Here is a 25161-nt window from a genome sequence, read left to right on the forward strand (position 1 = left end):
TTAATGCCTAAAAACAAAGCCCTGGAAATTTTACTGTTCGTAAAATTTCCAGGGCTTTTCATTTTTCAAGGTGGGTTTTGTCCCAGCCTCTTTTCATTTTCAATTATGGGGTAGTAGAACCGTCATCTGTAGAAGGTGTTTCTCCCGGATTGGTGTAATCTTCGGGTGTTGTTTCATCTGGGTTATCACTAGGTGATCCCTCATTACCTTTTCCTTCATTAGATCCATTGCCATTTCCTTTACCGTTGTTACCTTTTCCATTGCCATTACCGTTGTTATTTTTTCCATTACCATTGTTACCTTTTCCATCGCTATTTCCATTGTTGCCATTTCCATTGCCGTTCTCATTATTATTTCCGTTTCCGTTGTTGTTCCACCAATCGCCGGAATTTCCATTTTCATCAGTGTCAGTAGGAGGTGTTCCTTCCAAGTCTTCCTCACCAATTCCTTCTAGTGTGAGTGAAATGGAAGCTGGTTCACTTCTAATTTCACCGGAAACTGCTGTTACAGAAAATACATACGTACTTCCCGGGATGAGACTTTGTACAATGAGCCCTGTTTGATCGGTTGTTTGGAGTAGTTCCGAAGGACCGTTATCAATTGCTACAGATACTTCAAACTGTACGTTTTCTTCTAGATTTTCCGGTTTTTTGAAGTCCCACATTAAGGTTGCGGAAGATGTAATTTCGTCATAATCGACCGATAAATTCGTTGGCGCATTTAGCTCTAATTGTTCGAATTTCTCTGAAACAGTCGTTGGTTCAGTACCTTTAACAAAGAGCTCGGTTCTTTTTAACTCATCAGGTGTATACTCACTTGCTAATTGAAGCGGGTTCGTGCCTCTTTCGATTGTCGCTTCGACTACTGAGTTAGGCTTACTAAATCGATCTGTCGTCGTACCTTCTGATATGTTCGCCATTACTTTTTTGAAAATTGTTTGTGGCAAATAACGTTCTGCATTCGTTGTCATTGGTGTTTTCATTTCTGGGTAACCAGACCAAACGGCAATCGAGTAGTTCGTTGTATAACCTGCGAACCAAACATCTGGGAATGCACTACTTGGTAAGTCCCATTCTTTCATTTGGTTAGCGTCATAGTTGGATGTCCCTGATTTACCTGCAATATCTAATCCGCTAACTGCTGCCGTTTTAGCTGTTCCTTTTGTTAATACATCTCGTAATACATCCGTTACCATATAAGCGGTGGAGTCTTTCATTACAGCTTTCGATTTAGGTCGGTAATCTTTTTCCGTTTTTCCGTCGCGATAAACGATTTTGTTAATCGCATACGGTTCTGTATGAATACCGCTATTACCAAATGCTGCAAAGGCACCAGCCATTTGAATAGGGGACATTGATTTCGAAGTCCCACCGATTGCAGAACTTTCATGTACTTCTCCAATATCGATTCCAAAACGATTAATAAACTCTTTAGCGTTTTTCGTACCTACTTCTTTTAACGTTTTGACAGCAGGAACATTTCGAGAATTATAAAGTGCTTCACGCATGGTCATCGCACCTTTATATTTTCCATCGAAGTTACGTATAACTTGCTTCGTACCTGTATAGGTCATTTGTTCATCTACTATTGTTTGACCGGTAGACCAATTTAAAAATTCAACTGCTGGACCGTAATCGAGCAAAGGCTTAATAGTTGATCCAGGTGATCTTAGTTTCATATCATGTGCGAAGTTAAAACCACGATCTGCACCGTAATTACGACCACCGCCTACAGCGGCAATTGCTCCCGTTTTCGTATCAATAACAGCGATAGCTGATTGAATTTTTTCTGTTGGGAAGATGTCTGAATTTAACGTCGCTTCCACTTGTTTTTGCGCATTTGGTTGTAGTGTCGTATAAATCGTGATTCCTTCTGAAATGGTATCAGCATCTCCATTTTCTTCAAGCTCACTTAATACGACATCGATAAACGCATCATATTTAGAATTTTGTTTTGCAACACGCTGGTCTTCTGGTAATAAAGAATCCTCGATAGGTACAGCTTGTGCTGTTTTCATTTCACTTTCTGAAATTTTACCGTGTAAATTCATCAAATGCAGCACGATATTTCTACGTTTTTCTGCAAGTTCTGGGTTTTTAAAAGGATTATAATTATTCGGGCTTTGCGGCATACCCGCTAGTACTGCATATTCGTCTAATGATAAATCCTTTAATTCTTTCCCATAGAATCGTTTAGCAGCTGTTCCAAATCCGTATATTCGTCCGGACATCAGTACTTTATTAAAATACATTTCGAAGATTTCTTCTTTATCATATTTTCGTTCTAGTTGAACTGCAAGATACACTTCTTGAGCTTTTCGTTTTAATGTTTTTTCATTAGTTAGGAAAGAGTTTTTAATCACTTGTTGAGTAAGTGTACTAGCGCCTTGTGCACCAAACCCACTTGTAAAGTTTGCAAGAACTGCTTTTCCTAATCGTAAAAAATCGACTCCCATATGATCATAGAAACGAGCATCTTCTGTAGCGAGAATGGCATCTTCCATTTGCTGAGGGATTTCATCGTACGGTATATATTCCCGATCTTCCGCACCGAGTGTTGCAAATAGCTCGCCATTTGCATCTAACAGTTTCGGGCTAATTGGATCTTTTAAAGACTTTTCGTCTAGTTCAGGTGCTGTGCTGGCATAATAAGCAAATACAGAGCCGCCTCCGATTGCACCTAGCACACCAAGTGCAAGGATTGTTATCAATATTCGTTTCATCCAGACTTTTGCTGGTTTATTTGCTTTTTTCTTCTTTTGTTGTAATTGCTTTCTACGTTGTTCACGAGTTTGTTTTTGCTCACTCATAAACTTCTCCTCACTTTCAATTTATGCATGTAAGTCATTAACTATTTTTAAATAATCAATTCTAGGTGCATATTTGGGCATAATTTCTATTGCATGCTCTTCAAATTCGGCTAAAGCAATAGATTTTCTTCCTCCAGCTATCATTCTATTCCAAAATCGCTGTAATTGGTCAAAAGGTAAATAAAAATAACGGTCAACTGTAGAAAAGCGAACGAGTAAAAAACTGATGCCTAGTTGTTTTACTACTTTACTCATATGTTCTACTTGATGAAGGTGGACATTTTTTAAAGGAAACGCTGTTCTATTTTCCGTTTCTTTTGCTTCAAAGTCAATATATTTCCCTTCAAACACACCATTAAAATCGGTTGTAGATGGAGTCCGGTAGTATGCTTCTTTAATAACGGCGCTACTTCTACTTGGATAATCGACTTTCACGACTTGTATTGGTATTGGTTTTTTATAAATGACTGCGATCTCGTGTGTAAGATAATATTCATTTGCATCGCTTATTTCATCTTCTAATGTTTTACCCCTATTACTAAAGGAATAATCTTTTCTTTTCTTTGTTTCTGCTTCCTTTTTGGGCATGTACAGTTTCCCGTTTGGATAACGAATAGCCAAGATATTCACCTCTCTATACTATTAGTTTATCACTTTTAAGTTGAAAGACTCCACCCTCAATAGTGCAAAATGAAGGGATTGCCCTAACACAAGTTAATTAGACGCTTATCGTTTCTAATTAGTTTCATTATGAAGTTAAATTTTTTCCACAGCTATTCCCGTTGGAGTCGCCGCCCTTCGCTACAATCAAGAAGAGCTAACTAGCTAATCAGCAGCTAAACTAAGGGCTTTGATCTATAAGTTCCGCCACGTTAGATCCAATAAATGGTTGAATGAGACATAATCCGCTGCGAACGCGACAAACTATACGTTGAACAACACAAAGCACATCACGAACGCGACAAACCGACCGCTGAACGCGACAATGCTTCTGCCGTAGCACGAGTTGGCTCATGCAAGGTGCGTCTAGAGCGAAGGCTTGCAAACCGGAATATAAGAGTGTAATCCATGATCTTGCAAGAACTTGTCGACTTTCTACTAGTTTTGTCCGTTGGCAAGAACGTTTGTCGAGTGGGAAGGGATTTATAAAAAAAGAAGGAACATACTCTAAAAAGGGAGGTAGTAAAAATGAACAAAATTGAACGTATTATTGACCAATTGGAGTTATTAGAATTTTTACTCGAAGATCGCCTAAGTGACGAACAAGATCAATTTGAAAAAGACTTTAGTAAATCGTCCTTTCGCTTGCTTGGAAAACTAGAAAAAATCGAAAACCAATTATAAAGAATGTACGTTCGTTTGCAACTAGTAATCTATGCTGTAATTTGGTACACTATTACTAGAATGCGGGGGATAAAAATGTCGTTATTGCGTTTAAGTGAACAGTTAGTAAAAGAATGTGATGAAAGCATTTTACGCTTTCAAATGTATAGAGAACAAGACAAAGAACCAGATTTTTTTGGAGACGTAAAACCACATGCCTATCAAATAGATAAATTATTGCTGGAATGGGAAAAGCTAGTTCGAACATGGATTCAAGTAAAGCGACCAAAATATGTACATCCAAGTCAGATTGACTCTTTACTTGAATCCATGAAGCAATTTATCGTTCAGTCGTATTATAAAGGGACAAGCAAGAAGCGATTTTTAAAATCGATTCATTCATCCAAATATACATTAGAAACAATTATTCATGCTATAAAGGAAGTAGGGGATGAATATGCGAGCGAATAAGAGCATACAGGAATTATTAGATGACTGGAAAATAGATCAAAATCGTTTTTCCAGAATTGAACATATTCATGTAACGGAAGAGAAAGAAGCAATATATGCTCCATTTCCGAAAATGATGCATCCATCGATTCAAAAAGCGTTAAAAAGTCGTGGGGTGCATCAATTATATATCCATCAACGACAAGCGTTTGATACTGCAACAGCAAAGAAATCCTATACGACAATTACTCCAACCGCCTCCGGAAAGTCGCTTTGTTACCATCTACCGGTTCTTCAATCGATACTAGAAGATCCAACCTCGCGCGCAATTTATTTATTTCCAACTAAAGCATTAGCTCAAGATCAGAAAAGTGATTTAAATGATTTAATCAAAGCAAGCGAGGAAGAAATTTTAAGTTTTACATATGATGGGGATACCGAGCCAGGCATTAGGCAAAAAGTACGGAAGTCAGGTCATATTGTTTTAACAAATCCAGATATGCTCCATTCAGGGATACTCCCCCATCATACAAAATGGGTATCTCTTTTTGAAAATCTAAAATATATCGTGATTGACGAAATTCATACATATAAAGGTGTATTTGGGAGTCATGTGGCACATGTTATTCGGCGGTTAAAAAGAATTTGTGCATTTTATGGAAGCAATCCGCAATTTATATGTACATCTGCAACGATTAAAAACCCAAAAGAGTTAGCGGAGAATCTTACGAATACCACACATGAACTGATCGATGAAAATGGTGCTCCATCTGGAAAAAAACATTTTGTCTTTTATAATCCACCGATTGTTCATCCGGTATTTAATGTTCGACGAAGTGCCATTTTAGAAGTGCGAGATTTAGCACAGGAATTGTATACGAATGGTATTCAAACGATTGTATTTGCGAAAAGTCGAGTGCGTGTCGAAATGCTTGTTACTTATTTACAAGCTTTAGTTAGCAAAAAAATCAATGACCAAACGATTCGTGGCTATAGAGGCGGTTATTTACCTTCCGAAAGAAGAACTATTGAGAAAGGATTACGAGACGGAATTATTCGAACGGTTGTTAGTACAAATGCACTTGAACTAGGTGTCGATATTGGACAGCTGCAGGCATGTATTATGACTGGTTATCCGGGAAATATTGCAAGTGCATGGCAACAAGCCGGACGAGCTGGAAGAAGACAAGACGAAGCGCTTATTATATACGTTGCACAGTCGACTGCTCTTGATCAATATGTAGTGAAACATCCGGAATATTTCCTAGGTCAGTCTCCAGAGGAAGTGCGGATTCATCCGGATAATATGATTATTTTAATGGATCATTTAAAATGTGCTGCCTTTGAGCTCCCATTTACGACAATGGATATGTACGCAGAGTTTTCAATTCAGGAATTACTCGCTTTTTTAGAAAATGAAGGTGTTTTATTGAAAACGACAGATAAATGGCATTGGATGTCCGAAAGTTTTCCAGCAAGCAATATTAGTTTGCGCTCTGCTTCACAGGAGAACGTCATCATTATTGACCAAACTATTCCTACGAAAACGAGAGTAATCGGGGAAATGGATCAATATAGTGCAATGACTTTACTTCATGAAGAAGCAATTTACTTGCATCAAGGGACCCAGTTTCAAGTGGAAATACTTGATTGGGAAGAAAAGAAAGCATTTGTGAAAGAAGTGGATGTGGACTATTTCACGGATGCCAATATTGCAGTAGAGTTAAAAGTGTTAAGTGAAGATAAGGAAAAAGAAGCAAATATTGGAACTTTACGATTCGGTGATATTATCGTTTTAGCGCAGCCAACGATTTTCAAAAAGATTAAATTTGATACACATGACAATATCGGCTCTGGTAAAATTTATTTACCCCCACTTGAATTGCATACTTCTTCTACTTGGTTTAGTTTTAATAAACCAAGTGATTGGACAGAGACATTATTATCGGATGCAATGACAGGGGTTGCCTATGCACTGCATGCGTTTATCCCTTTATTTATCCACTGTGATGCAAAAGATATTCATGTTGTACCACAAGTGAAATCGATTAATGCAGAAAAGCCAACGTTTTATATGTATGATAGTTATCCAGGTGGAATCGGGTTATCAGAAAGAATGTATGATCTTTGGAATGATTTAGTTCCAAAAGTGACCGAGCAAGTAGAGGCTTGTCCATGTACGAACGGATGCCCCGCATGTATAGGTGCCCAAGACGCAGCGCTAAATTTGAAAAAAGAAGTGATCAAATTACTACACTTAGTACAGGTGGATGAGCATGTCGTATGAAAAAAAACTGATGCAAATGAAAGGTCTTGTGAAAAAGAATACACTAAAAGAAGAGCCTAAAAAGGAAGTGCCTGAAGTTACACTTCCTTTTTATACGGACCAATGGAAAGCAGCAGGTTTAAATCTAGTACAAAATGAAAAAGGTTTTTTGTTTGTGAAAGAAACTTTTTATGAACAGTCGCATATACATGGAAACATTGGGCTACATCATTTGCATAATGCAATTACGTTTATGCAAGAAAAGTATCCTGATCATCCACTAACCGTTGCACCTAATACTCCTTTTTGTTTTTACGATACGGAAACAACGGGATTGAAAGGGACAGGTGTACTCATTTTTTTAAATGGCATGTTAAAGCAAGTGGAAAACGGCTTTTTGTTAACGCAATATGTACTAGCAGAACCAGGTCAAGAATCTTCTTTTTTGTATGAATCTGAATTTTGGAAAACGCCCCGGACGATTATTACGTACAATGGAAAAAGTTTCGATTTCCCGCAATTAGTATCGAGATGGACGATGAACCGAAATACGATTCCTCCACTGAAAGAACATGCGCAAATCGATTTAATGCACTCCTCTAAACGAATTTGGAAAGGGGATTTGGAACGATTTAAGCTAAAACAATTAGAAGAGCAGAAGCTAGGTTTTGTTAGAAAAAATGATATTCCTGGCCATCTTGCACCGATTATTTATTTTGATGCGGTGAAGCATGGAGATCCTACCAACTTGATGAAAGTATTAAAACATAATGAGTGGGATATTTTATCATTAGTAACGTTATATATTTTATCGGTGAAATTATTAAAAGAAGAGAGTGTAGTAGAATCTTCTATTACGTACACGAATATTGGCAAGTGGTTTCGGGACTTAAAATCGGTGGATGCGAGTCAGGATTGGTTCCAATTTGTAATTGATCAATTCGAAGAGTCAGAAGTAAGTGTGGCGTATTATTATGTTGGATTGCATTTGAAAAAACTGCAATTATTCGATGATAGTTTAGCAGCTTTTCATGCATCATTACTCAAAATAGTTGGGAAATATCGTATCGACGTTTATATGGAACTAGCAAAACTTTATGAGCATCGAAAAAAAGATTTCGAGATGGCTTTAGAAATAACGAGGAGTTGTACGGAGTATCTATTGAAAACGCCAAGTGTGGTGAGTGAAAAGCAGCAATTACGTTTGCGTCAAGATCTTCAAAAAAGAGAAGCGAGAATAATTCGGAAATTAACTATTTCCCGGGAAAGCGCACAACCTAACAAAAAGCGAGTTTTCCACCTTTAAAATGCTCCATTATTCGACATCGTTATGCTATAATACGGTTAGTGAAACAGACGGAAGGAAGATGCCATATGGAAACAAAATTAAAGACTTCAGATATACTTGAAAAAGAATTTAAAACGGGCCTACGAGGCTACAATCAAGAGGAAGTTGATATTTTCTTAGATGACATCATTCAAGATTATGAGGCATATGAAAAGAAAATTGCACAACTTCAATTAGAGATTAACCAACTAAAAGAGGAACTTGCAGAAGCGCCTAAAAGAACGGCGCCAGCTCCACAAGCAGGTGCAACGAACTTTGATATTTTAAAACGACTTTCTCATTTAGAAAAACATGTATTTGGCAGTAAATTGTATGAATAATTATATTAATTCATATGCGTTGTAACTCGTCCCAATATCGATTATACTAGTAATACCACTTATATATCCGGGCAATCGCTGCAATGCTAGATCATTGTAGAGGAAAGTCCATGCTCACACAATTCTGAGATGAATGTAGTGTTCGTGCTTAGTGAAAAAATAAACTAAGGCAGCTAATTTAGCTGACGGCGGGATGAAGGCCTAAGTCTTATGATATGGTTGACAATCTCTGAAAGTGCCACAGTGACGAAGCTGTATAGGAAACTTTACAGGTGGAACGAGGTAAACCCCACGAGTGAGAAACCCAAATTATGGTAGGGGAATTTTCTTGAAGGAAATGAACGGATAGAAGAACGAAGAGTAATTTTCGTAGATAGATGATTGCCATCTACATCGTACGAGGTAGTGCACCGTTTGAGTACCGTAGAAACAAAACATGGCTTATTGGGTGTATGAGTGGCTATACTTAATAATTACAAAGCTCTCCAAGCTAGGAGAGCTTTTCTTATCTTTTAAGAAAAACGATAGCTTATTATGATTACAAGGTAGGTGTACAATGGGAAAACAACAAGCAGTTGAAAAGTTTTCATCCTTACCAAATAACATAATCGATCAACTATTTCATACTACTAATGAAGGCATTATGATTACTGACGATGAGATGAATATATCACTTGTCAACACTGCCTTCGAATCAATGACAGGATACAGATTGGAAGATGTTCAAGGAAAATCACCTAGAATACTACAATCTGGAAAACAAAATACTATCTTTTATAAAAAAATGTGGAAAGACATACATATTAATGGTTCGTGGCAAGGAGAAATTTGGAATAAACGTAAAAATGGAGAAGTTTATCCAGAACGATTAGCCATACATAAAATCGTAAATGAAGAAGGAATACTAACAAACTATTTTGCAGTTTTTTCCGATATATCACATAAAAAATACATTGAAAAAGAAATAGAAGAATTGACGTTGACAGACTCATTAACGAATATAATGAATAGACATACATTTTACGAACAGCTAGAAGTATTAATCGAAAGATCGAAGAGTAGTATAAGTGAGCATGCGATTCTTTTTATAGATTTAGATCGTTTTAAACAAATAAATGAAACATTAGGTAATGAAGTAGGAGACTTAATATTACTAGAAGTCGCTAATCGTATAAACTCTGTTGTCCGCAATAGCGACCTGGTTGCTAGGCACGGGGGAGACGAATTTTTAGTAACAATTACTAATCTGGACTATCAAAAAGAGGCTGGACAATTTGCAAATGATTTAAATGACTTATTGAATCAACCGTTTCACATAAATGGTAGAGAAATTTACATTACAACAAGTATAGGAATTAGTTTTTATCCGCAAGATGGAATAGAAGTAGAAACGCTTATACAAAAAGCGGATAAAGCGATGTATTTTGCCAAACAAAATGGGCGGAATCAGTATGCATTTTACTTTGATGAATTACAAAACGATGCAAAACGATTACTTTTGTTAGAATCAGAACTAAGAAAAGCGATTCAACAAAAAGCATTTGTCGTCCATTACCAACCGAAAGTGTCCATAGATACACAACAAATAATTGGAGTGGAAGCACTTGTCAGATGGACAAATGATCAGTTAGGTGTTGTATCGCCAGCTGAGTTTATTCCGTATGCGGAGGATACAGGATTAATCATACCACTGAGTGAAGTGATTTTAGAAAAAGTATGCGTCGATCTGGCCGATTGGAGATCCAGAGGTACCCAGCATTTACCTGTTTCCATCAATATTGCGGCACTTCATTTTCAACAAGATGATTTTATGGAGCGAATAAATGCAATCATTATGAAGTATAATTGTAGTCCACACCAACTGGAGTTGGAGCTTACAGAGCGAACAGTTATGCATGATTCAGAAAGCATTGTCAATAAATTGATCAAACTAAAGCATATGGGGTTTAAAATTTCTATTGATGATTTCGGAACAGGTTATTCTTCCTTAAGTTATTTAAATAGGTTCCCGTTAAACTATTTAAAAGTTGATAGCAGCTTTATCCAACAAATGACAGAATTAAAAGATAAGCAAGCAATTGTAGATTCCATTATTTTAATGGCACATAGATTACATATAAAGGTAATAGCTGAAGGAGCAGAAACAGAAGATCAAGTGAAACTTTTAAAGGAAATGGGCTGCGATATTATTCAAGGGTATTATTTTAGCAAACCCATTCAAAGCTCAGAGCTATTAGATTTTCTAGAGCTTTGGGAAATTCTTAAGCAAGAAAGGAATATATTATGACAAAATTTAAATTAGTAGCAACTTCCGCGATGGGATTAGAATCCATCGTTGCCGATGAAGTAAAAGCATTAGGATATGAAACAACAACGGAAAATGGGAAAGTGTATTTTGAAGGGGACGAACGCGCCATTGCACGTGCAAACATCTGGTTACGTGTTGCAGACCGAGTAAAAATAGTGGCAGCTCAGTTCCCTGTAAAAACGTTTGACCAACTTTTTGAGCAGACAAAAGCGATTCAATGGGAAAAGTTTTTACCAGTAGATGCTGCATTCCCTGTACAAGGGAAATCCGTTAAATCTACTTTGTTCAGTGTACCCGATTGTCAAGCAATAGTGAAAAAAGCAATTGTAGAACGTTTAAAACTGGCGTATAAACGGATTGGATTTTTAGATGAATCTGGAGCAACATATAAAATCGAAATAAGTATATTAAAAGACATTGCTACTATTACGATCGATACGAGTGGTGCTGGTCTTCATAAGCGTGGGTACCGCCAAGACCAAGGGGAAGCACCATTAAAAGAAACGCTTGCAGCTGCACTTGTGAAAATTTCTAAGTGGAGTCCTAGTCGTCCATTCGTTGATCCATTTTGTGGTTCTGGAACGATCCCGATTGAAGCAGCGATGATTGGACAAAATATTGCACCAGGCTTTAATCGCGACTTTCATAGTGAAGCTTGGTCTTGGATGCCCAAAACAATTTGGGAAGACGTACGCAATGAAGCAGAAAACCTTGCAGATTATGACCAAGAGCTTCAAATTATTGGTTCCGATATTGACCATAAGATGATTCAAATTGCAGAGCAAAATGCATTTGAATCTGGTTTTGCCGATCTAATCACATTTAAGCAAATGCAAGCAAGTGATTTTAGTACTTCCTTAACGGATGGCGTTATGATTGGAAACCCACCTTATGGAGAACGTATCGGGGAAATTGAAGTAATTGAACAAGTAATTAGTGATTTAGGCCATCTGATGGGACAATATCCTTCTTGGTCTGTATATATGCTTTCTTCTATGGAAAACTTTGAAAATGCATACGGAAGAAAAGCAACGAAAAAGCGGAAATTATTTAATGGTTTTATCCGAACAGATTATTATCAGTATTGGGGTAAACGGTCCTAACAGTAAGGGAGATTAGCTTCTCCCTTACTTTTCGTTATTTATAGATACGTAAAGGTAAAATTGATGGAAGTAAGGAGTTTTACGATGAAAAATGCGTTACCATTTCAATTATCAAAAGACCGTTCTTTCTTTGAGTCATTAGGAGATTGGATGGGGGATGTCTTATATGATGAATTACCCGAAAAAGGATTTGAATGTCGAGATGAGCAAATCTTCATGGCATATCAAATTGAGAAAACATTAAAAGAAAAAAATGTATTATTTGCGGAAGCTGGCGTAGGTACAGGTAAAACGATTGCATACTTACTACCTGCTATTTCGTATGCGCGATATACAGGGAAGCCAGCATTAATCGCTTGTGCCGATGAAACATTGATCGAACAATTAGTTAAAGAAGCTGGGGATATTTTTAAACTCCAAAATTATTTAGATATTAACATAGATGTCCGTTTAGCCAAATCACGCGACCAGTATTTATGCTTGAAACGTTTAGAAGAAGCGCAAAAAGATGGAGATAATGATTTCTTTTTAGAAGAAATTGAAGATCAAATTCCAGACTTCGTATACGGACATTCTTCTCTTCAAAAAATTTATCCGTATGGCGAACGAAGCCAATTTCCTGGTGTAAGTGATGCTGATTGGCAAAAAGTAAATTACCATCCAACACAACAATGTACAGTTTGTGATCTTCGAAATCGATGTGGTCAAACGATTCATCGTCAAAACTATCGTCAATCGACGGATCTAATCATTTGTTCGCATGAGTTTTTAATGGAGCATATTTGGACGAAAGAATCTCGCGTGCGAGAAGGACAAATGCCATTACTACCGGATGTATCGATGATTGTGTTAGATGAAGGGCATTTACTGGAGTATGCAGCACAAAAAGCGTTAACGTATGAAGTGCAAAGTGAAACGTTAGTTCGGTTACTAGAACGCGTCATGGTAGACGGCGTTCGTGAAAAAACATTGCATTTAATGGAAGTGTTACAAGAAACTCATGACCGTATTTTCGGCATTTTAAGAAAAAACAGCACCGAAGAAGAAAGCGAACGGATGAAAATCGACAAAACACCAGAACTTATGCAAGTTTGCAAACAAGCGATTCGTATTACAAACGATTTGCTTGAGGAATTTGTATTCGAGTCTGAGTTGTTTACGATACCTGAGTATGAACTTCGTATGGTAGAAGAATTTTTGGAGCAGTATGCATTCTCTTTACGTTTATTTACAGAAAAAGGGGACGGCGTAGAGTGGTTGGAGATTATTGATGGGCATGAAACACTTATTGTGATGCCACGTCTAGTAACAGATATTTTGCACGAAAAATTATTCACTTCCCAGTTACCAATCGTTTTTTCGTCTGCTACATTATCGATTGCAAAAGATTTTACGTATATTGCAGATTCTTTAGGAATTGAAAAGTTTCAATCATTCTCTGTAGAATCACCATTCGACTATGATGAAGTGATGAAAATATATGCACATAAGACAACTCAAGAAGATAAAGTGAAGCAAGTCGATGCATTATTAGAAAATAAGCAGCAAACGTTAGTATTATTTAAATCCAAAGCAGCGATGGAGCAATTCCGTAACCGTGCGGCAGACTTAAATGGTATAGTATTTGAAGGGGATCGTGAGCTCTCGACTATTGTTAAAGATTTTCAAAATGGCGATTTTACAACACTCTGTTCATACCATCTATGGGAAGGGCTTGATTTGCCGCAAGAAGCTTTAACGAGAGTCATTATTTATGATTTGCCATTCCCATTAGCAGATCCATTATTTGATGCGAAACGATCTTTTTCGAATGATCCATTTGAAGAAGTGGAATTACCGTTTATGCTGTTAAGATTGCAGCAAGGAATCGGGCGTTTAATCCGTACTTCAAGTGATCATGGGGAAATTCATCTTCTATTAAATGAAGAAGAAGCAAGACTAGAAAGTCGATTTACTGGGATATTACCTACAACAATCGATAGTGTATAACAAGGGGGATTAGAAATGACAGGCGAACAGCAATTTTTAGATTATGTGAAAAAAATTGGTGCATACAACGAAGCATTAGGGGTTTTATATTGGGATATGCGCACTGGGGCACCGAAAAAAGGCATTGATCAACGTTCGGAAGTAGTAGGGGTACTTGCTACAGATGTGTTTAACTTATCTACTTCAGATGAACTAAAAGGTTTATTGGACGGGATAGAATCGACGCTTGAACATGCGGACATTGTTACGAAACGAACATACGAAGAAGTAAAGAAAGAATATGATTTAAGTAAGAAGATTCCAGCAGAAGAATATAAAAAGTTTGTCATTCTTCAATCTAAATCTGAATCAGTTTGGGAAGAAGCAAAAGCTACAAATGATTGGGAAATGTTCATGCCTTACCTAAAAGAAATGGTCGCAACATTAAAGCAGTTTGTTAACTATTGGGGAGTAAAAGATGATAATCCGTACAATGTGTTGTTAGACCAATATGAACCTGGAATGACAACAGATGTGTTAGACAAAGTATTTGGTGAGTTAAGAAGCCGAATTGTTCCATTATTAAAGAAAATTGCAGAATCTCCAAACCAACCAAAAACAGATTTCTTATATAAGCATTTTGATAAAAAACAACAAGAAGCGTTTAGCTTAGACGTACTTAAACAATTAGGGTATGACTTTGATGCTGGTAGACTAGACGAAACCGTACATCCGTTCGCGACAGGTTTAAATCGTGGGGACGTGCGCATTACAACAAAATACGATGAGTCTGATTTCCGTTCGGCCGTTTTTGGAACGATTCATGAATGCGGCCATGCGATTTACGAACAAAACGTTGGTGAAGAATTGACAGGCACTCCTTTAGCTAGTGGAGCTTCCATGGGGATTCATGAGTCTCAATCCCTATTTTATGAAAATTTTGTAGGGAGAAATCCGAAGTTTTGGGAGCAAAACTATGAAAAGCTTCAAAGCTATTCACCTGACCAATTCGGAGATGTTACGATGGAAGAATTTTTACGAGCTATCAATGAAGTAAAGCCATCGCTTATCCGAATCGAGGCAGATGAATTGACGTATGCGCTGCATATTATGATTCGCTATGAAATAGAAAAAGGCTTGTTCAATGGTGACTTACAAGTAGAAGAATTACCAGAAATTTGGAATGCAAAATATGAGGAATATCTAGGTGTTCATCCTAAAAATGATGCGGAAGGTATTTTACAAGATGTCCACTGGGCTGGAGCTAGCTTCGGTTATTTCCCATCGTATGCACTCGGATATATGTACGCTTCCCAATTTAAAGCAGCTATGTTAAAAGACATCCCTAATTTTGATGAACTATTTGAAAAAGGCAATCTTTCTCCAATAAAAGATTGGCTTACACAAAATGTACATCAATACGGAGCGTTGAAAAAACCGTTAGAAATATTGAAAGATGCTACAGGAGAAGGGCTTAACGGCAATTACCTTGCAGACTATCTGGAAGAAAAGTATACGAAAATCTATCAACTATAATCGTCTGTCACTTAAGTGGAATAAAGTTCGATTATAAAGTAACAACATAAATTGAAGTCATTAAAAAAATCCTTTGTGTTTTGAAAACACACAAGGATTTTTTTGATGACTTTTTTTCACAAGGTGTGGATCTTTTAAAAACACTCCTAACAAACATTCTAAAATACTTTCTGCTATAAATACAGATCGAGAAGCATCCATGCTATTTATATAGATGATTGAACAGCATTTTAACTGATCAATCATCTTTTTTTTATTTATTATTTTCTTGGAAATTGATGGAGTCTTGATATTTTGTTGTTAAACTCCTTTTATAAAGATGAAAAGGAGTTATTAGATATGAATGATGAGTATATTTTGCAAACTAGACAGATGACTAAAAAATACAGGAAAGTCCACCAATAGCTAATGCGATGAACGCAACGTAAATATGAGCAAGCGCTAGTTTGCCATCTTTTTTATCTACTTTAACTAAATCTTTTGTTCTTTCAGATATAGTTGTCATTTTACTCAACCACCTTTAGCATTGACATCATGGACGAATGTCCAACCCCGCAATATTCGTTACATAATATTAAATATTCTCCTGCTTTATCCACTGTTGTTACGTATTCTGAAACATAACCAGGTTCCAGAATCATATTAATATTTGTTCCCGCTGCCTGAAAACCGTGTACTACATCTTTGGTTGTTGCAATAAACTTAACAGTAGACCCAAGTGGAACTCCAATTTCAGGGGGATTATAATAAAAAGCAGATGCAACAAACACTACTTCATAGTCCCAATCCTTTCCTTCTACTTGATGGACACCCGGATTATTAAATGGTGCAATTTCATCCACGCGTTCAGGATCTACATATACTTTCGCACTTGGTGGATGGGAACCATAATGGAAAGCACTAAAACCAACAATAACTAAAAATAAAACGAGTGAACTAATTCCAAATGTTAACCACGATTTTTCATATTTATGAAAATGCATAATTTCGAATCTCCTCTAAATCAAAATCGATCAATAAATAAATAAAATACCATGAACCATGTAACTAATATAAATGCACCGAGAAAACCGACTGAATAAAGCGTACCTTTTAAATCTGGATCTTTCTCGCGTTTCTTCGACATTTTATACACCTCCAATATTTGTGTTGTATAGTTATATCATAAATACATTTTTTTATAGAAGATGTGATAAAACTCACACTAAAGAACCGATTATGTGAATTAAATGTGAAGAATAATACCATTCTATTAAATCAGATACTTTAACAATATGAACATAGAATATTCTGTTATTTATTTTTTCGACAAAAAAAGGACTTCCTAATAGAAAGTCCTTCTTCGTTAGTTGCTATTCGTCAATGGTTAAAATGATCGTTAAATCGCCAACTTCAGCAATTTGAACAGGTAATTTGAACGCGTGTTGAAATCCGAATAATCTAGTCGTCCCAACTATAACCGTAGGGGGAGTAATATCAATTTCCACTTCATTTGCAGCTACGGACGTACATAAGTTGCCGGCAACCATGTTACCTAATTCTCCAGTAAAAGATTCGAGCATCTCTCCTTCTAAAGGCATTCCGAACATCGTTGCGCCGATCTGGGAAAAGCAATTAGAAGTTGAATCTATTATAATCCTACCTTTAATATCACCAATAATTCCTATTAATACACCCATTTCTTTTTGCTCAAAAGGTTGTTCCATTAGCGAAGGGGACTTTATATCCATTGAAAGAGGGATAACAGATTTTAACGATTGTATAGTTCCATTTAATATAGTTTGTATATGCTTTGAAGCACTCATTTTTTCCCCTCCAAAATCGTATATATAGTTCAATTTTAACATGAAATATAGTAAAAAAGAATAGAATAATGTAGAAAGTAGTGAAATAATGTGTTATTGTGTAAATGAGAATGAATTTCAAATGCATTGGAGAGGACGATTTACATGCTAGCCTTATTCATTGTTTGTACTGTTATTTTATTTACTGGATTAACCGCCTATGTGTTACGTTCCATAGCACCACTACCAAAATAATTTATAAAAATAAGACGAAATTTACCATTGGTAGAAAACTTAAATATAATAAGGTAAACATTTTAACATCGTTCGCATAATCGGAACGGTGTTTTTGAGCGTTTTTTTTAGGAAATGGAGAAGGGGGAAGAAGGAATTATATTTATATTAGTGAATATATACAGTGTACGCTTTCATTATTTAAAGGAGTTGGAGATTATGTGTGGAACTAGTAAGTAGACATATAGAAAGAGATGAAACTTTATCAAAATATCGTGGGTTCTTTTTAGTAAGCAAGTTAATATCGATAAAAATGAAGACCATATCAATAAGAGGGAGGTTTATTAATGGAAAATAGACTAACGTTATTAGATCATGTTCGATCAATAGCTCAACTTGGGCTACAATATGCAAATAATCCGTATGATGTTGAAAGGTATGAGTCGTTACTAATATTGGCTAGTAAAGAATACTCCGAAATTAGCGATATTAAGGAAAGCATCATTGTAGAAAAATTTAAAAATGAGCTTGGGCATGTAACACCGAAGGTTGGGGTAAATGGTGTTATTTTTTCTGAAGATAGAAAGATGCTTTTAGAACGTAGGGCAGATGATGGAACATGGGGGATAATAGGTGGATGGTGTGAAGCAGGTGAAAGTCCACAAGAATCGTTAAAAAGAGAATTTATAGAAGAAACAGGGCTAAATGTTAAAGTAAACGAACTCATTGATATATTTACAAGAAAGCCTGGAGATTTTGGACAACCGCATACTTCTTACCATCCACTGTTTATTTGTGAAATATTAGATGGGACTTTGAAAACATCTTTTGAGAGCTTGGAAATTGGATTTTTTCATTTTAATGAAGTGAAAAATTGGCATGGAGACCATTATGATATGGCCAAAAAGGCATATGCAACTCTGAAGTAGGACGGTTGTAATATTGATGGGGTAATCATTGTGCGTTACGAATGTTAAAGTGAGTACATAAAATTCAAAGACGATGTTGAAGGAGTAATGAGACAATGGACTATAGAGTAATTGATGAATTGAATGAAAACCAATTAGTAGAATTACATAACTTATTTAAAAACGAATGGTGGACACATAAGCGACAACTTTCACAAATTAGGAAGTTGGTAGACAATAGTAGCGTCGTGGTTGGCTTGATAAATGATGAAACCGGAGAATTAATTGGGTTTGCAAGGGTGATTTCAGATACGCTTTATAGAGCTTTTATATTTGATGTTATTACGAAAGAGAATTACAGAAATAATGGTGTAGGTACAATTTTGATGAAAAGTATTCTGGCACATCCTCTTGTAAGGGATGTAGAAAGAGTAGAACTTTACTGTCCAGATAGACTAGTGCCATATTACGAAAAGTTTGGTTTTTCAACAGATGTAAATGGAAGTAATTTAATGAGATATAAGTCATAATCACTTTTAGTCAAAAGTAAAGCGTACATTCAATTGTACGCTCTAGGTATTCTCTAACATTAATCACCTGGATGCAGATTATTTTGCATAAGTTTCTGTACTTTTCCAATCTGCTCCTTAGATGCGAGCTCCGTTTTATACCAGCCCTTTTTGTCCATTATATCAAAAAGCCTATAATGATTGGAGCTCGCATTTTCAAAACATTGCACATAAATTTCTCGTAACTCCTTATGTGTTGTCTCTAACATGGTGTTACTAATGCTCCGACAGCGTCCCTTTTCCAGTTCTAGACAAAGTTGCAACATTTCCCGATCTGTTAAGCCACGATCTGCAATATTATTTGGCATATGAATCATCCTTTTGCTGTTATTAAATGTTATTTGTTCGGTTGAAGTATTGGGAGAGTTTTGCAATTTTTAATTGGTGTCCCTCTGCCATATCCTCAAGTGTTTTTCTTAGTTCCTGGTCCTTACATTGTGTAGCGCACCAGTTCATCGTTTTTGCGATAATCTCTTCTGCACGGATTTCATCCTCTATAAATGCCAATTCCTTCATGGTTAGGACGGTCATCTTATTTCACCTCGCAAACTATATAATGTAAAGTTAGTATTGTTTGAAAAGAGTTATTTTATCCTGATTGTTTTATAGACCGAAGAAGATTCCCAAGATTACTTTTCTTCTGCTCTCGTCATGTTTTTAGCGTAAAAAATCTCATCCATTTCTGTTTTTAATTTCCTTGTAATGATTATTTTTTCTTCCTCCGTTAACTCGTCTTCTTTGTAGCCGAATAAGTAGTTATTTAAATCAAACTTCTTTAGTTTACACTTTGTATGAAAAATATTTTCCTGGTATACATTTACATCAATCATTTTATAATATTCTTGTAAGCTAACAGGAATATAATTTTGAATGGAATTAATGTCATGATCGATAAATAATTTATGACCCGTTACGTCTCTAGTAAAGCCACGTACACGATAATCCATTACCATAACATCTGTCTCAAATGAATGAATCAAATAATTCAACGCTTTCAAAGGAGAAATTTCACCACAAGTAGAAATATCAATATCTGCACGGAAAGTACTAATTCCTTCATCCGGGTGATACTCAGGATACGTATGGACAGTAATATGGCTTTTATCAAGATGACCCAATACTGTTTCGGGTAGCGGTCCAGGTGATTCTCTAAATGAATCCACTGGAGAATCATTAACAGGTCCTTCCGAAACTAAAATAGTTACACTTGCTCCTTGTGGCTCATAATCTTGCTTTGCGATATTTAAAATATTTGCCTCAATAATATCGGATACTTTAGTTAATATTTTCGTCAATCGATCCGCATTATATTGTTCATCGATATAGTCAATATAAGCCTCTCGATCTTCTTTTGTTCTTGTGTAGCAAATATCATACATGTTAAAACTTAAGGACTTGGTAAGGTTATTAAAGCCATGTAACTCAATTCTTTGCTTAGGAGTTAAACTCAAATTGAACTCATCTCTTTCATTTTAATTTCAGGCACAGTTGAACCGTTTATAATAAGTATGCGTTTAAACTAGTTATACATCCCCTGTAGCTTTATCTTTCCACAAACAACTTTTTCTGAAACATATTGCGCTGCTTTTTGAACACGTGCTAGAAAATCTAATCTGTCTATATAAATAGAGTCATTTTTTCGAACATTTTCTGCTATGATTAAATTATATTGTCGAAATATAAAGGAGAAGTTTTTCAAATGGTCAATTTAGCCGAATTACATAACATAAAAGAACAAAATGCATTACTAGCTACGTTATTTCATGAACATCAAGATGAGGAACGATATGCAAAGGCAAAGTTGTTTGCACAGAAATTAGAACAAGGGACATTCACAATAGCTTTTGCTGGGCATTTCTCCGCGGGAAAATCGAGTATGATTAATGCGCTTGTAGAAGAACAGCTCTTACCAACAAGTCCAATTCCTACTTCTGCCAATATCGTAACCGTTCAAAAAACAGCGGAAAACTATGCGCTAGTTCACTTTGTCGATCAAGCACCTGTCAGATTTTCAGGAGAATATGATATTGGTATAGTAAAAAAGTATTCCAAAGATGGCAGTCAAGTTTCTCAAATTGAAATCGGACACGAATCATCAGGATTACCTGCAGGCATTACCGTTATGGATACACCTGGAGTAGATTCTACTGATGATGCGCACCGAGTTTCAACTGAATCAGCGCTCCATTTAGCAGATATCGTGTTCTATGTGATGGATTATAATCATGTTCAATCAGAACTTAATTTCCAATTTACGAAGCAATTACTTCATTATAATGAAAACGTCTATTTAATCGTTAACCAAGTCGATAAACACCGGGAAGAGGAGCTATCATTTGAGGCGTTTAAACAATCAGTAGCAAATGCTTTTAAGGCTTGGTCAGTGGAGCCAAAAGATATATTTTTCACTTCATTGAAAGATAAAACGTTTGTACATAATGATTTTCCGAAAGTGCAGCAAATTGTGCAGCATTCCATCAATCATAAAGAAGAACTATTTATCACTTCTGCGAAAAGCACGATTCAGAAACTAGAAGATGAACATATGCAATTTCTAGAAGACGAAAAAGAAACATGCTTCGAAACATTCGAAGAAGAGCTAACAAAAGAAGAATGGGAAAATAAAGAAGAGTTGAAAAAACAATTAGAACTATCCGAAACACATGTTAAATTGCAAGATGCAAGTCTTTGGAAAACAGAATTTGAAGAAGGACGAAAATCGATTTTACAAAATGCGTCCGTTATGCCTTATGAAATGAGAGAAGCGCTTAAAATATATGCAGAAGCGATGCAAAGCTCATTTAAAGTCGGCTTTTTAAATAGTAAAAAGAAAACCGAAGAAGAAAGAGCAAATCGCTTGCAAACAGCTTATGAATTATTAGAAAAAATTGTAGACACGAATATAACTTCACATGTAAAACAGTGGATGAAGCATATGCTAAAAAACGTGTCGTTGCTCTCAGATGAAAAGGTACTAGAAATAGAGAATATAGATTTCCAACTACCATCATCCGTTATTAAAGAATCACTTCACGAAGGTGCAAATACAACAGGAGATGCAATTCTTCATTTCGCAAACCGAGTACAAGACGCGATCAATCGATTTTTCATGCGAGAGACAGATGGCTGGAAAGTGAATGTAGCAAAACAAATAAATGAGCATCCAATGGAAGAAAACGAAAAAGTGGAGCAGAAGATTCTTCAATTGAATAAAAAACTACTAGCCATTCATACAATCGAAGAAATGGAAGGAAAAATTCAAGCCTTTACAAAGGAAATCAAGGCACCTTCACTTGCTATTCGAAAGGAGCGGGATCTACTACTAATCGAATGGGAAAAAGAACGGAATGCGTTTGAAAATGCCATCACCGAATATGATCCAACAGAGCAAGAAATAGAAGAAAAGGTCGTACAAATAATAGAAGAAGAAAAACAGCGAGAAGTAGAAGATGTAGAAATCTCTCCGGAAGCTGTACTTGCAAGAGCAAATAAAATGGCAGAAGCAATTGAGCAACTTCCGGCATTTAAAGAAGCTTCAAATTATTTAAAAAGAAAAGCGCGTAGACTGGAACATCAACAGTTTACAATTGCGTTATTTGGAGCATTTAGTGCTGGGAAATCAAGTTTTTCGAATGCGTTAATGGGTGAACTTGTGTTGCCGGTATCCCCAAATCCGACAACTGCTACAATTAATAAAATTCATCCTATTTCAGAAAAACATCCACATAATACAGCAGATGTTACGCTGAAAACAAAGCAGCAATTATTAGAAGATGTTCAATTCGCCTATAGCATGCTTGGCGTGACTGTTTCTACCTTGAAGGAGGCATACGAAAAAGCACCAAGCGTGATAGAGCAATCGGTAACAGAAGAGGTACATAAATCGTTTATCGTCGCTTTTCATACAGGGTATGCACAATATGAAGTGAATCTTGGACAAACATTACGTGTAGATGCGGATGAATTTCGCCTTTTTGTTGCGGAAGAATCACGCAGCTGTTTTGTAGATTTTATTGATTTTTATTATGATTGTGAGTTAACAAGACTAGGCGTGACATTAGTCGATACACCGGGAGCAGACTCAATTAACGCACGCCATACTGGTGTTGCGTTTGACTATATTCGAAATGCAGACGCAGTACTATTTGTAACGTATTTCAATCACGCTTTTGCAAAAGCTGACCGAGAATTTTTAATCCAACTTGGACGAGTAAAGGATTCCTTTGAGTTAGATAAAATGTTCTTCGTAGTCAATGCAATCGATCTTGCCGCGAATGAGGAAGAAGAGGCACTTGTCAAAAATTATGTGCAAGGAGAGTTACAACGATTTGGCATCAGATTCCCTCGGGTATACGGCGTCTCTAGTTTGCAAGCGTTACATGAAAAACAAGCGAATGCTCCTTTACATGAAGGAATGTTCCAGTTCCAAGAATCGTTTTATCAATTTTTAGCGCATGATTTGAAACAAATGGCGGTAACAACATTAGATGAAGAAACGATGCGTCAACAAAAGAAATTGTATCAAATGATCGAACAAACAGAATTGAATTTGAAAAGGAAAGACGAAAGGTTAGGGGAATTACGTGCATTAGAACAAAATATACGTAAACGTTTCACAAATTCTAAATCGGCACTTATTGCAAAAGAAGCGAAGCAGGAGCTTGAAACATTGCTTTATTATTTGTTGCAACGAGTTTATTATCGTTTTAATGAGTTTTTTAAAGAAGCGTATAACCCTTCCTTATTTTCAAATCGGGCAGCGAATAGCGCTTTAGAAATCGCGTTGAAAGATATATTGAATATGTTGCGTTTTGATATCGAACAAGAGCTACGTGTAACCAACTTCCGTTTATTGCAATTCATTCAAAAACAGATAACGGAGCTAGAAAAAGAAGAAATGCGTGTATTGAAAGACTGGAATGCAAGCTTTACTTACACACCGCATGAATTCGAGAATCATGATTTGCTTGACTTTGAAGGACCATTCCAAACTATTCAAAAATATGAGCATGTAAAATCTTTGTATAAAAACAATAAATCCTTTTTCGAGAAAAACGACAAAGAAAAATTACGTGACTCGCTTTCCGAACAAACGAAAAGGGAAGCTGAAGCTTATTTGAGCGAGCAACAACTCCGACTTTTTAAGTGGGCAGAGCAATATGTGGATACAGAAGCGGAAGCAGTTCGTTTGAAATGGTTAAACGATTCAATTAGCCAACTAGATGCAGAGCGTGCACTATTAGAACAAGAAGAAATGCTAGCGAAGTGGAAAGAACTCTATGCCATCATTTCAAACTAAAGGGGCGAATAATATGACAAATGTTTTTATGAATTGGAAAGATCTACAGCCGGAGAAAGTGCGCTTCATTGATACTAGATTCGATTTGGCCAACAAAACGTCTGGTCGTGAGATGTATGATGAAGGTCATTTAGAAGGGGCGGTCTACTGGGATCTGGAACAAGATTTATCAGAAATGACAAGTAAGATGGGGCGTCATCCAATGATTTCAAAAGAGAAGATGACGAAGCTTTGTAGACAAGCAGGACTTCAACTCGAGGACGCTATTGTCGTTTATGATCAAGGAGCTTCCCCGTTTGCGTTAAGAGCATATTTTTTATTAGAATGGGCCGGATTTACGAATGTGCATGTATTGCGTGAAGGATATGAGGCAGTGAAGGGGTTATTCCGAATTTCGAAGGAACAACCAGAGATCTCTGTTTCCGATGTAGTACCAAATTGGGAAGATGCAATCTATATGGACGTGGACGATGTAAAGAAAGTGGTAGCAGGGGAGTCAGAGGGGCAACTTGTAGATGCTCGCGCAGCTTTTCGTTTCAAAGGAGAAAGTGAACCAATCGATTCCGTTGCCGGACATATTCCGACTGCGATTAATGTTGATTGGGAGCAGTTGAAGGAGGACGGCAAGTTTTTAGAAAAGGACTTACTAGTAGAAAAGTTGCAACATGTAACCGATATAAACAAGCCGGTTATTGCATACTGCGGAAGTGGTGTTACGGCAGCTCCTCTTTATGCATCTTTAAAAGAAGCAGGTTATTCGGATGTGAAATTATATGTAGGAAGTTACAGTGATTGGATTCGGGATAATGAAGTAGAACGAGGCTAAAGGTTTTAGCGCAAGTGAGGCTGGGACAGAAGTAGCCTCAATCAATGAAAAAAGTGAAATCGCGTGCGATTTCACTTTTTTCATTTTATTTTAAGATTATACGGACAAGA

Annotated in this window: 22 protein-coding genes and 1 other RNA gene; 14 read left to right on the forward strand and 9 right to left on the reverse strand. The window is 36.5% G+C overall.

All coding sequences use genetic code 11. The annotated features are described in order from the left end of the window. Positions 1-103 precede the first annotated feature (103 nt). Complete coding sequence (locus ACIQYS_RS21645; protein ID WP_402984987.1) at positions 104-2809, reverse strand: PBP1A family penicillin-binding protein; 2706 nt, start codon at positions 2807-2809, stop codon at positions 104-106. Between the two features lie 21 nt (positions 2810-2830). Further along, complete coding sequence (recU, locus tag ACIQYS_RS21650; protein WP_402984989.1) at positions 2831-3430, reverse strand: Holliday junction resolvase RecU; 600 nt, start codon at positions 3428-3430, stop codon at positions 2831-2833. A 567-nt stretch (positions 3431-3997) separates the two neighbouring features. Between recU and ACIQYS_RS21655 the strand changes: the two genes are divergently transcribed. The 10 genes from ACIQYS_RS21655 to ACIQYS_RS21700 all read left to right on the forward strand — a co-directional run bounded on the left by ACIQYS_RS21655 (position 3998) and on the right by ACIQYS_RS21700 (position 15431). Then, a complete protein-coding gene (locus tag ACIQYS_RS21655) occupies positions 3998-4153 on the forward strand; it encodes a hypothetical protein (RefSeq protein WP_170206427.1) in 156 nt (51 codons plus the stop codon). Between the two features lie 75 nt (positions 4154-4228). Next, positions 4229-4603 (forward strand): YppE family protein, encoded by a 375-nt coding sequence (locus ACIQYS_RS21660; protein WP_402984991.1) that lies wholly within the window; start codon positions 4229-4231, stop codon positions 4601-4603. Next, a complete protein-coding gene (locus ACIQYS_RS21665) occupies positions 4590-6869 on the forward strand; it encodes a DEAD/DEAH box helicase (RefSeq protein ID WP_402984992.1) in 2280 nt (759 codons plus the stop codon). Before ACIQYS_RS21660 ends, ACIQYS_RS21665 begins: the two co-directional genes overlap by 14 nt. Then, complete coding sequence (locus ACIQYS_RS21670) at positions 6859-8154, forward strand: ribonuclease H-like domain-containing protein (RefSeq protein WP_402984994.1); 1296 nt, start codon at positions 6859-6861, stop codon at positions 8152-8154. Before ACIQYS_RS21665 ends, ACIQYS_RS21670 begins: the two co-directional genes overlap by 11 nt. A gap of 68 nt (positions 8155-8222) precedes the next feature. Next, positions 8223-8516 (forward strand): cell division regulator GpsB, encoded by a 294-nt coding sequence (gpsB, locus tag ACIQYS_RS21675; protein WP_402984995.1) that lies wholly within the window; start codon positions 8223-8225, stop codon positions 8514-8516. A gap of 63 nt (positions 8517-8579) precedes the next feature. Next, positions 8580-8965, forward strand: an RNA gene (gene rnpB / locus ACIQYS_RS21680) — RNase P RNA component class B. 107 nt (positions 8966-9072) lie between these two features. Continuing rightward, on the forward strand, positions 9073-10803 hold the full coding sequence (locus ACIQYS_RS21685) for a putative bifunctional diguanylate cyclase/phosphodiesterase (protein ID WP_402984996.1): 1731 nt from the start codon (positions 9073-9075) through the stop codon (positions 10801-10803). Beyond that, a complete protein-coding gene (locus ACIQYS_RS21690) occupies positions 10800-11927 on the forward strand; it encodes a THUMP domain-containing class I SAM-dependent RNA methyltransferase (protein ID WP_402984998.1) in 1128 nt (375 codons plus the stop codon). The genes ACIQYS_RS21685 and ACIQYS_RS21690 overlap by 4 nt, the downstream gene beginning before the upstream one ends. 84 nt (positions 11928-12011) lie before the next feature. Next, positions 12012-13916, forward strand: coding sequence for an ATP-dependent DNA helicase (locus ACIQYS_RS21695; protein WP_402985000.1), 1905 nt, complete (start codon positions 12012-12014; stop codon positions 13914-13916). 15 nt (positions 13917-13931) lie between these two features. Continuing rightward, a complete protein-coding gene (locus ACIQYS_RS21700) occupies positions 13932-15431 on the forward strand; it encodes a carboxypeptidase M32 (protein WP_402985002.1) in 1500 nt (499 codons plus the stop codon). Positions 15432-15807: 376 nt separating this feature from the next. On the opposite strand, the gene ACIQYS_RS21705 is transcribed toward ACIQYS_RS21700, so the two are convergent. The 4 genes from ACIQYS_RS21705 to ACIQYS_RS21720 all read right to left on the reverse strand — a co-directional run bounded on the left by ACIQYS_RS21705 (position 15808) and on the right by ACIQYS_RS21720 (position 17236). Continuing rightward, entirely contained in the window at positions 15808-15936 is a 129-nt protein-coding gene (locus tag ACIQYS_RS21705) for a hypothetical protein (protein WP_402985024.1), read from the reverse strand. Between the two features lies 1 nt (position 15937). After that, positions 15938-16414 (reverse strand): cupredoxin domain-containing protein, encoded by a 477-nt coding sequence (locus ACIQYS_RS21710; RefSeq protein ID WP_402985004.1) that lies wholly within the window; start codon positions 16412-16414, stop codon positions 15938-15940. 20 nt (positions 16415-16434) lie between these two features. Continuing rightward, positions 16435-16557, reverse strand: a complete 123-nt coding sequence (locus ACIQYS_RS21715) for a cytochrome c oxidase subunit 2A (protein WP_402985006.1) — start codon at positions 16555-16557, stop codon at positions 16435-16437. A 226-nt stretch (positions 16558-16783) separates the two neighbouring features. Next, the gene (locus ACIQYS_RS21720; protein WP_402985008.1) at positions 16784-17236 is read right to left on the reverse strand and encodes a chemotaxis protein CheX; all 453 of its coding nucleotides are present in this window, start codon (positions 17234-17236) and stop codon (positions 16784-16786) included. Positions 17237-17796: 560 nt separating this feature from the next. Between ACIQYS_RS21720 and ACIQYS_RS21725 the strand changes: the two genes are divergently transcribed. Together ACIQYS_RS21725 and ACIQYS_RS21730 are read left to right on the forward strand one after the other, a co-directional pair. Continuing rightward, on the forward strand, positions 17797-18378 hold the full coding sequence (locus ACIQYS_RS21725; protein WP_402985010.1) for an NUDIX hydrolase N-terminal domain-containing protein: 582 nt from the start codon (positions 17797-17799) through the stop codon (positions 18376-18378). Between the two features lie 95 nt (positions 18379-18473). Further along, entirely contained in the window at positions 18474-18887 is a 414-nt protein-coding gene (locus ACIQYS_RS21730) for a GNAT family N-acetyltransferase (RefSeq protein WP_402985012.1), read from the forward strand. 59 nt (positions 18888-18946) lie between these two features. Here the strand turns inward: ACIQYS_RS21730 and ACIQYS_RS21735 are convergent, their stop codons facing one another. The 3 genes from ACIQYS_RS21735 to speD all read right to left on the reverse strand — a co-directional run bounded on the left by ACIQYS_RS21735 (position 18947) and on the right by speD (position 20377). Next, on the reverse strand, positions 18947-19234 hold the full coding sequence (locus ACIQYS_RS21735) for a spore coat protein (protein ID WP_402985014.1): 288 nt from the start codon (positions 19232-19234) through the stop codon (positions 18947-18949). A 22-nt stretch (positions 19235-19256) separates the two neighbouring features. Continuing rightward, positions 19257-19457: a hypothetical protein gene (locus tag ACIQYS_RS21740; protein ID WP_402985016.1), complete on the reverse strand. Its 201-nt coding sequence runs from the start codon at positions 19455-19457 to the stop codon at positions 19257-19259. Positions 19458-19555: 98 nt separating this feature from the next. Next, positions 19556-20377: an adenosylmethionine decarboxylase gene (gene speD / locus ACIQYS_RS21745; RefSeq protein ID WP_402985018.1), complete on the reverse strand. Its 822-nt coding sequence runs from the start codon at positions 20375-20377 to the stop codon at positions 19556-19558. A 248-nt stretch (positions 20378-20625) separates the two neighbouring features. Between speD and ACIQYS_RS21750 the strand changes: the two genes are divergently transcribed. Together ACIQYS_RS21750 and ACIQYS_RS21755 are read left to right on the forward strand one after the other, a co-directional pair. Continuing rightward, positions 20626-24225, forward strand: coding sequence for a dynamin family protein (locus ACIQYS_RS21750; RefSeq protein ID WP_402985020.1), 3600 nt, complete (start codon positions 20626-20628; stop codon positions 24223-24225). A 13-nt stretch (positions 24226-24238) separates the two neighbouring features. Then, complete coding sequence (locus tag ACIQYS_RS21755) at positions 24239-25051, forward strand: sulfurtransferase (protein WP_402985022.1); 813 nt, start codon at positions 24239-24241, stop codon at positions 25049-25051. The last annotated feature ends 110 nt before the right edge of the window (positions 25052-25161 follow it).

This window comes from Psychrobacillus sp. NPDC096426, assembly GCF_044762745.1.
Lineage (GTDB): Bacteria > Bacillota > Bacilli > Bacillales_A > Planococcaceae > Psychrobacillus.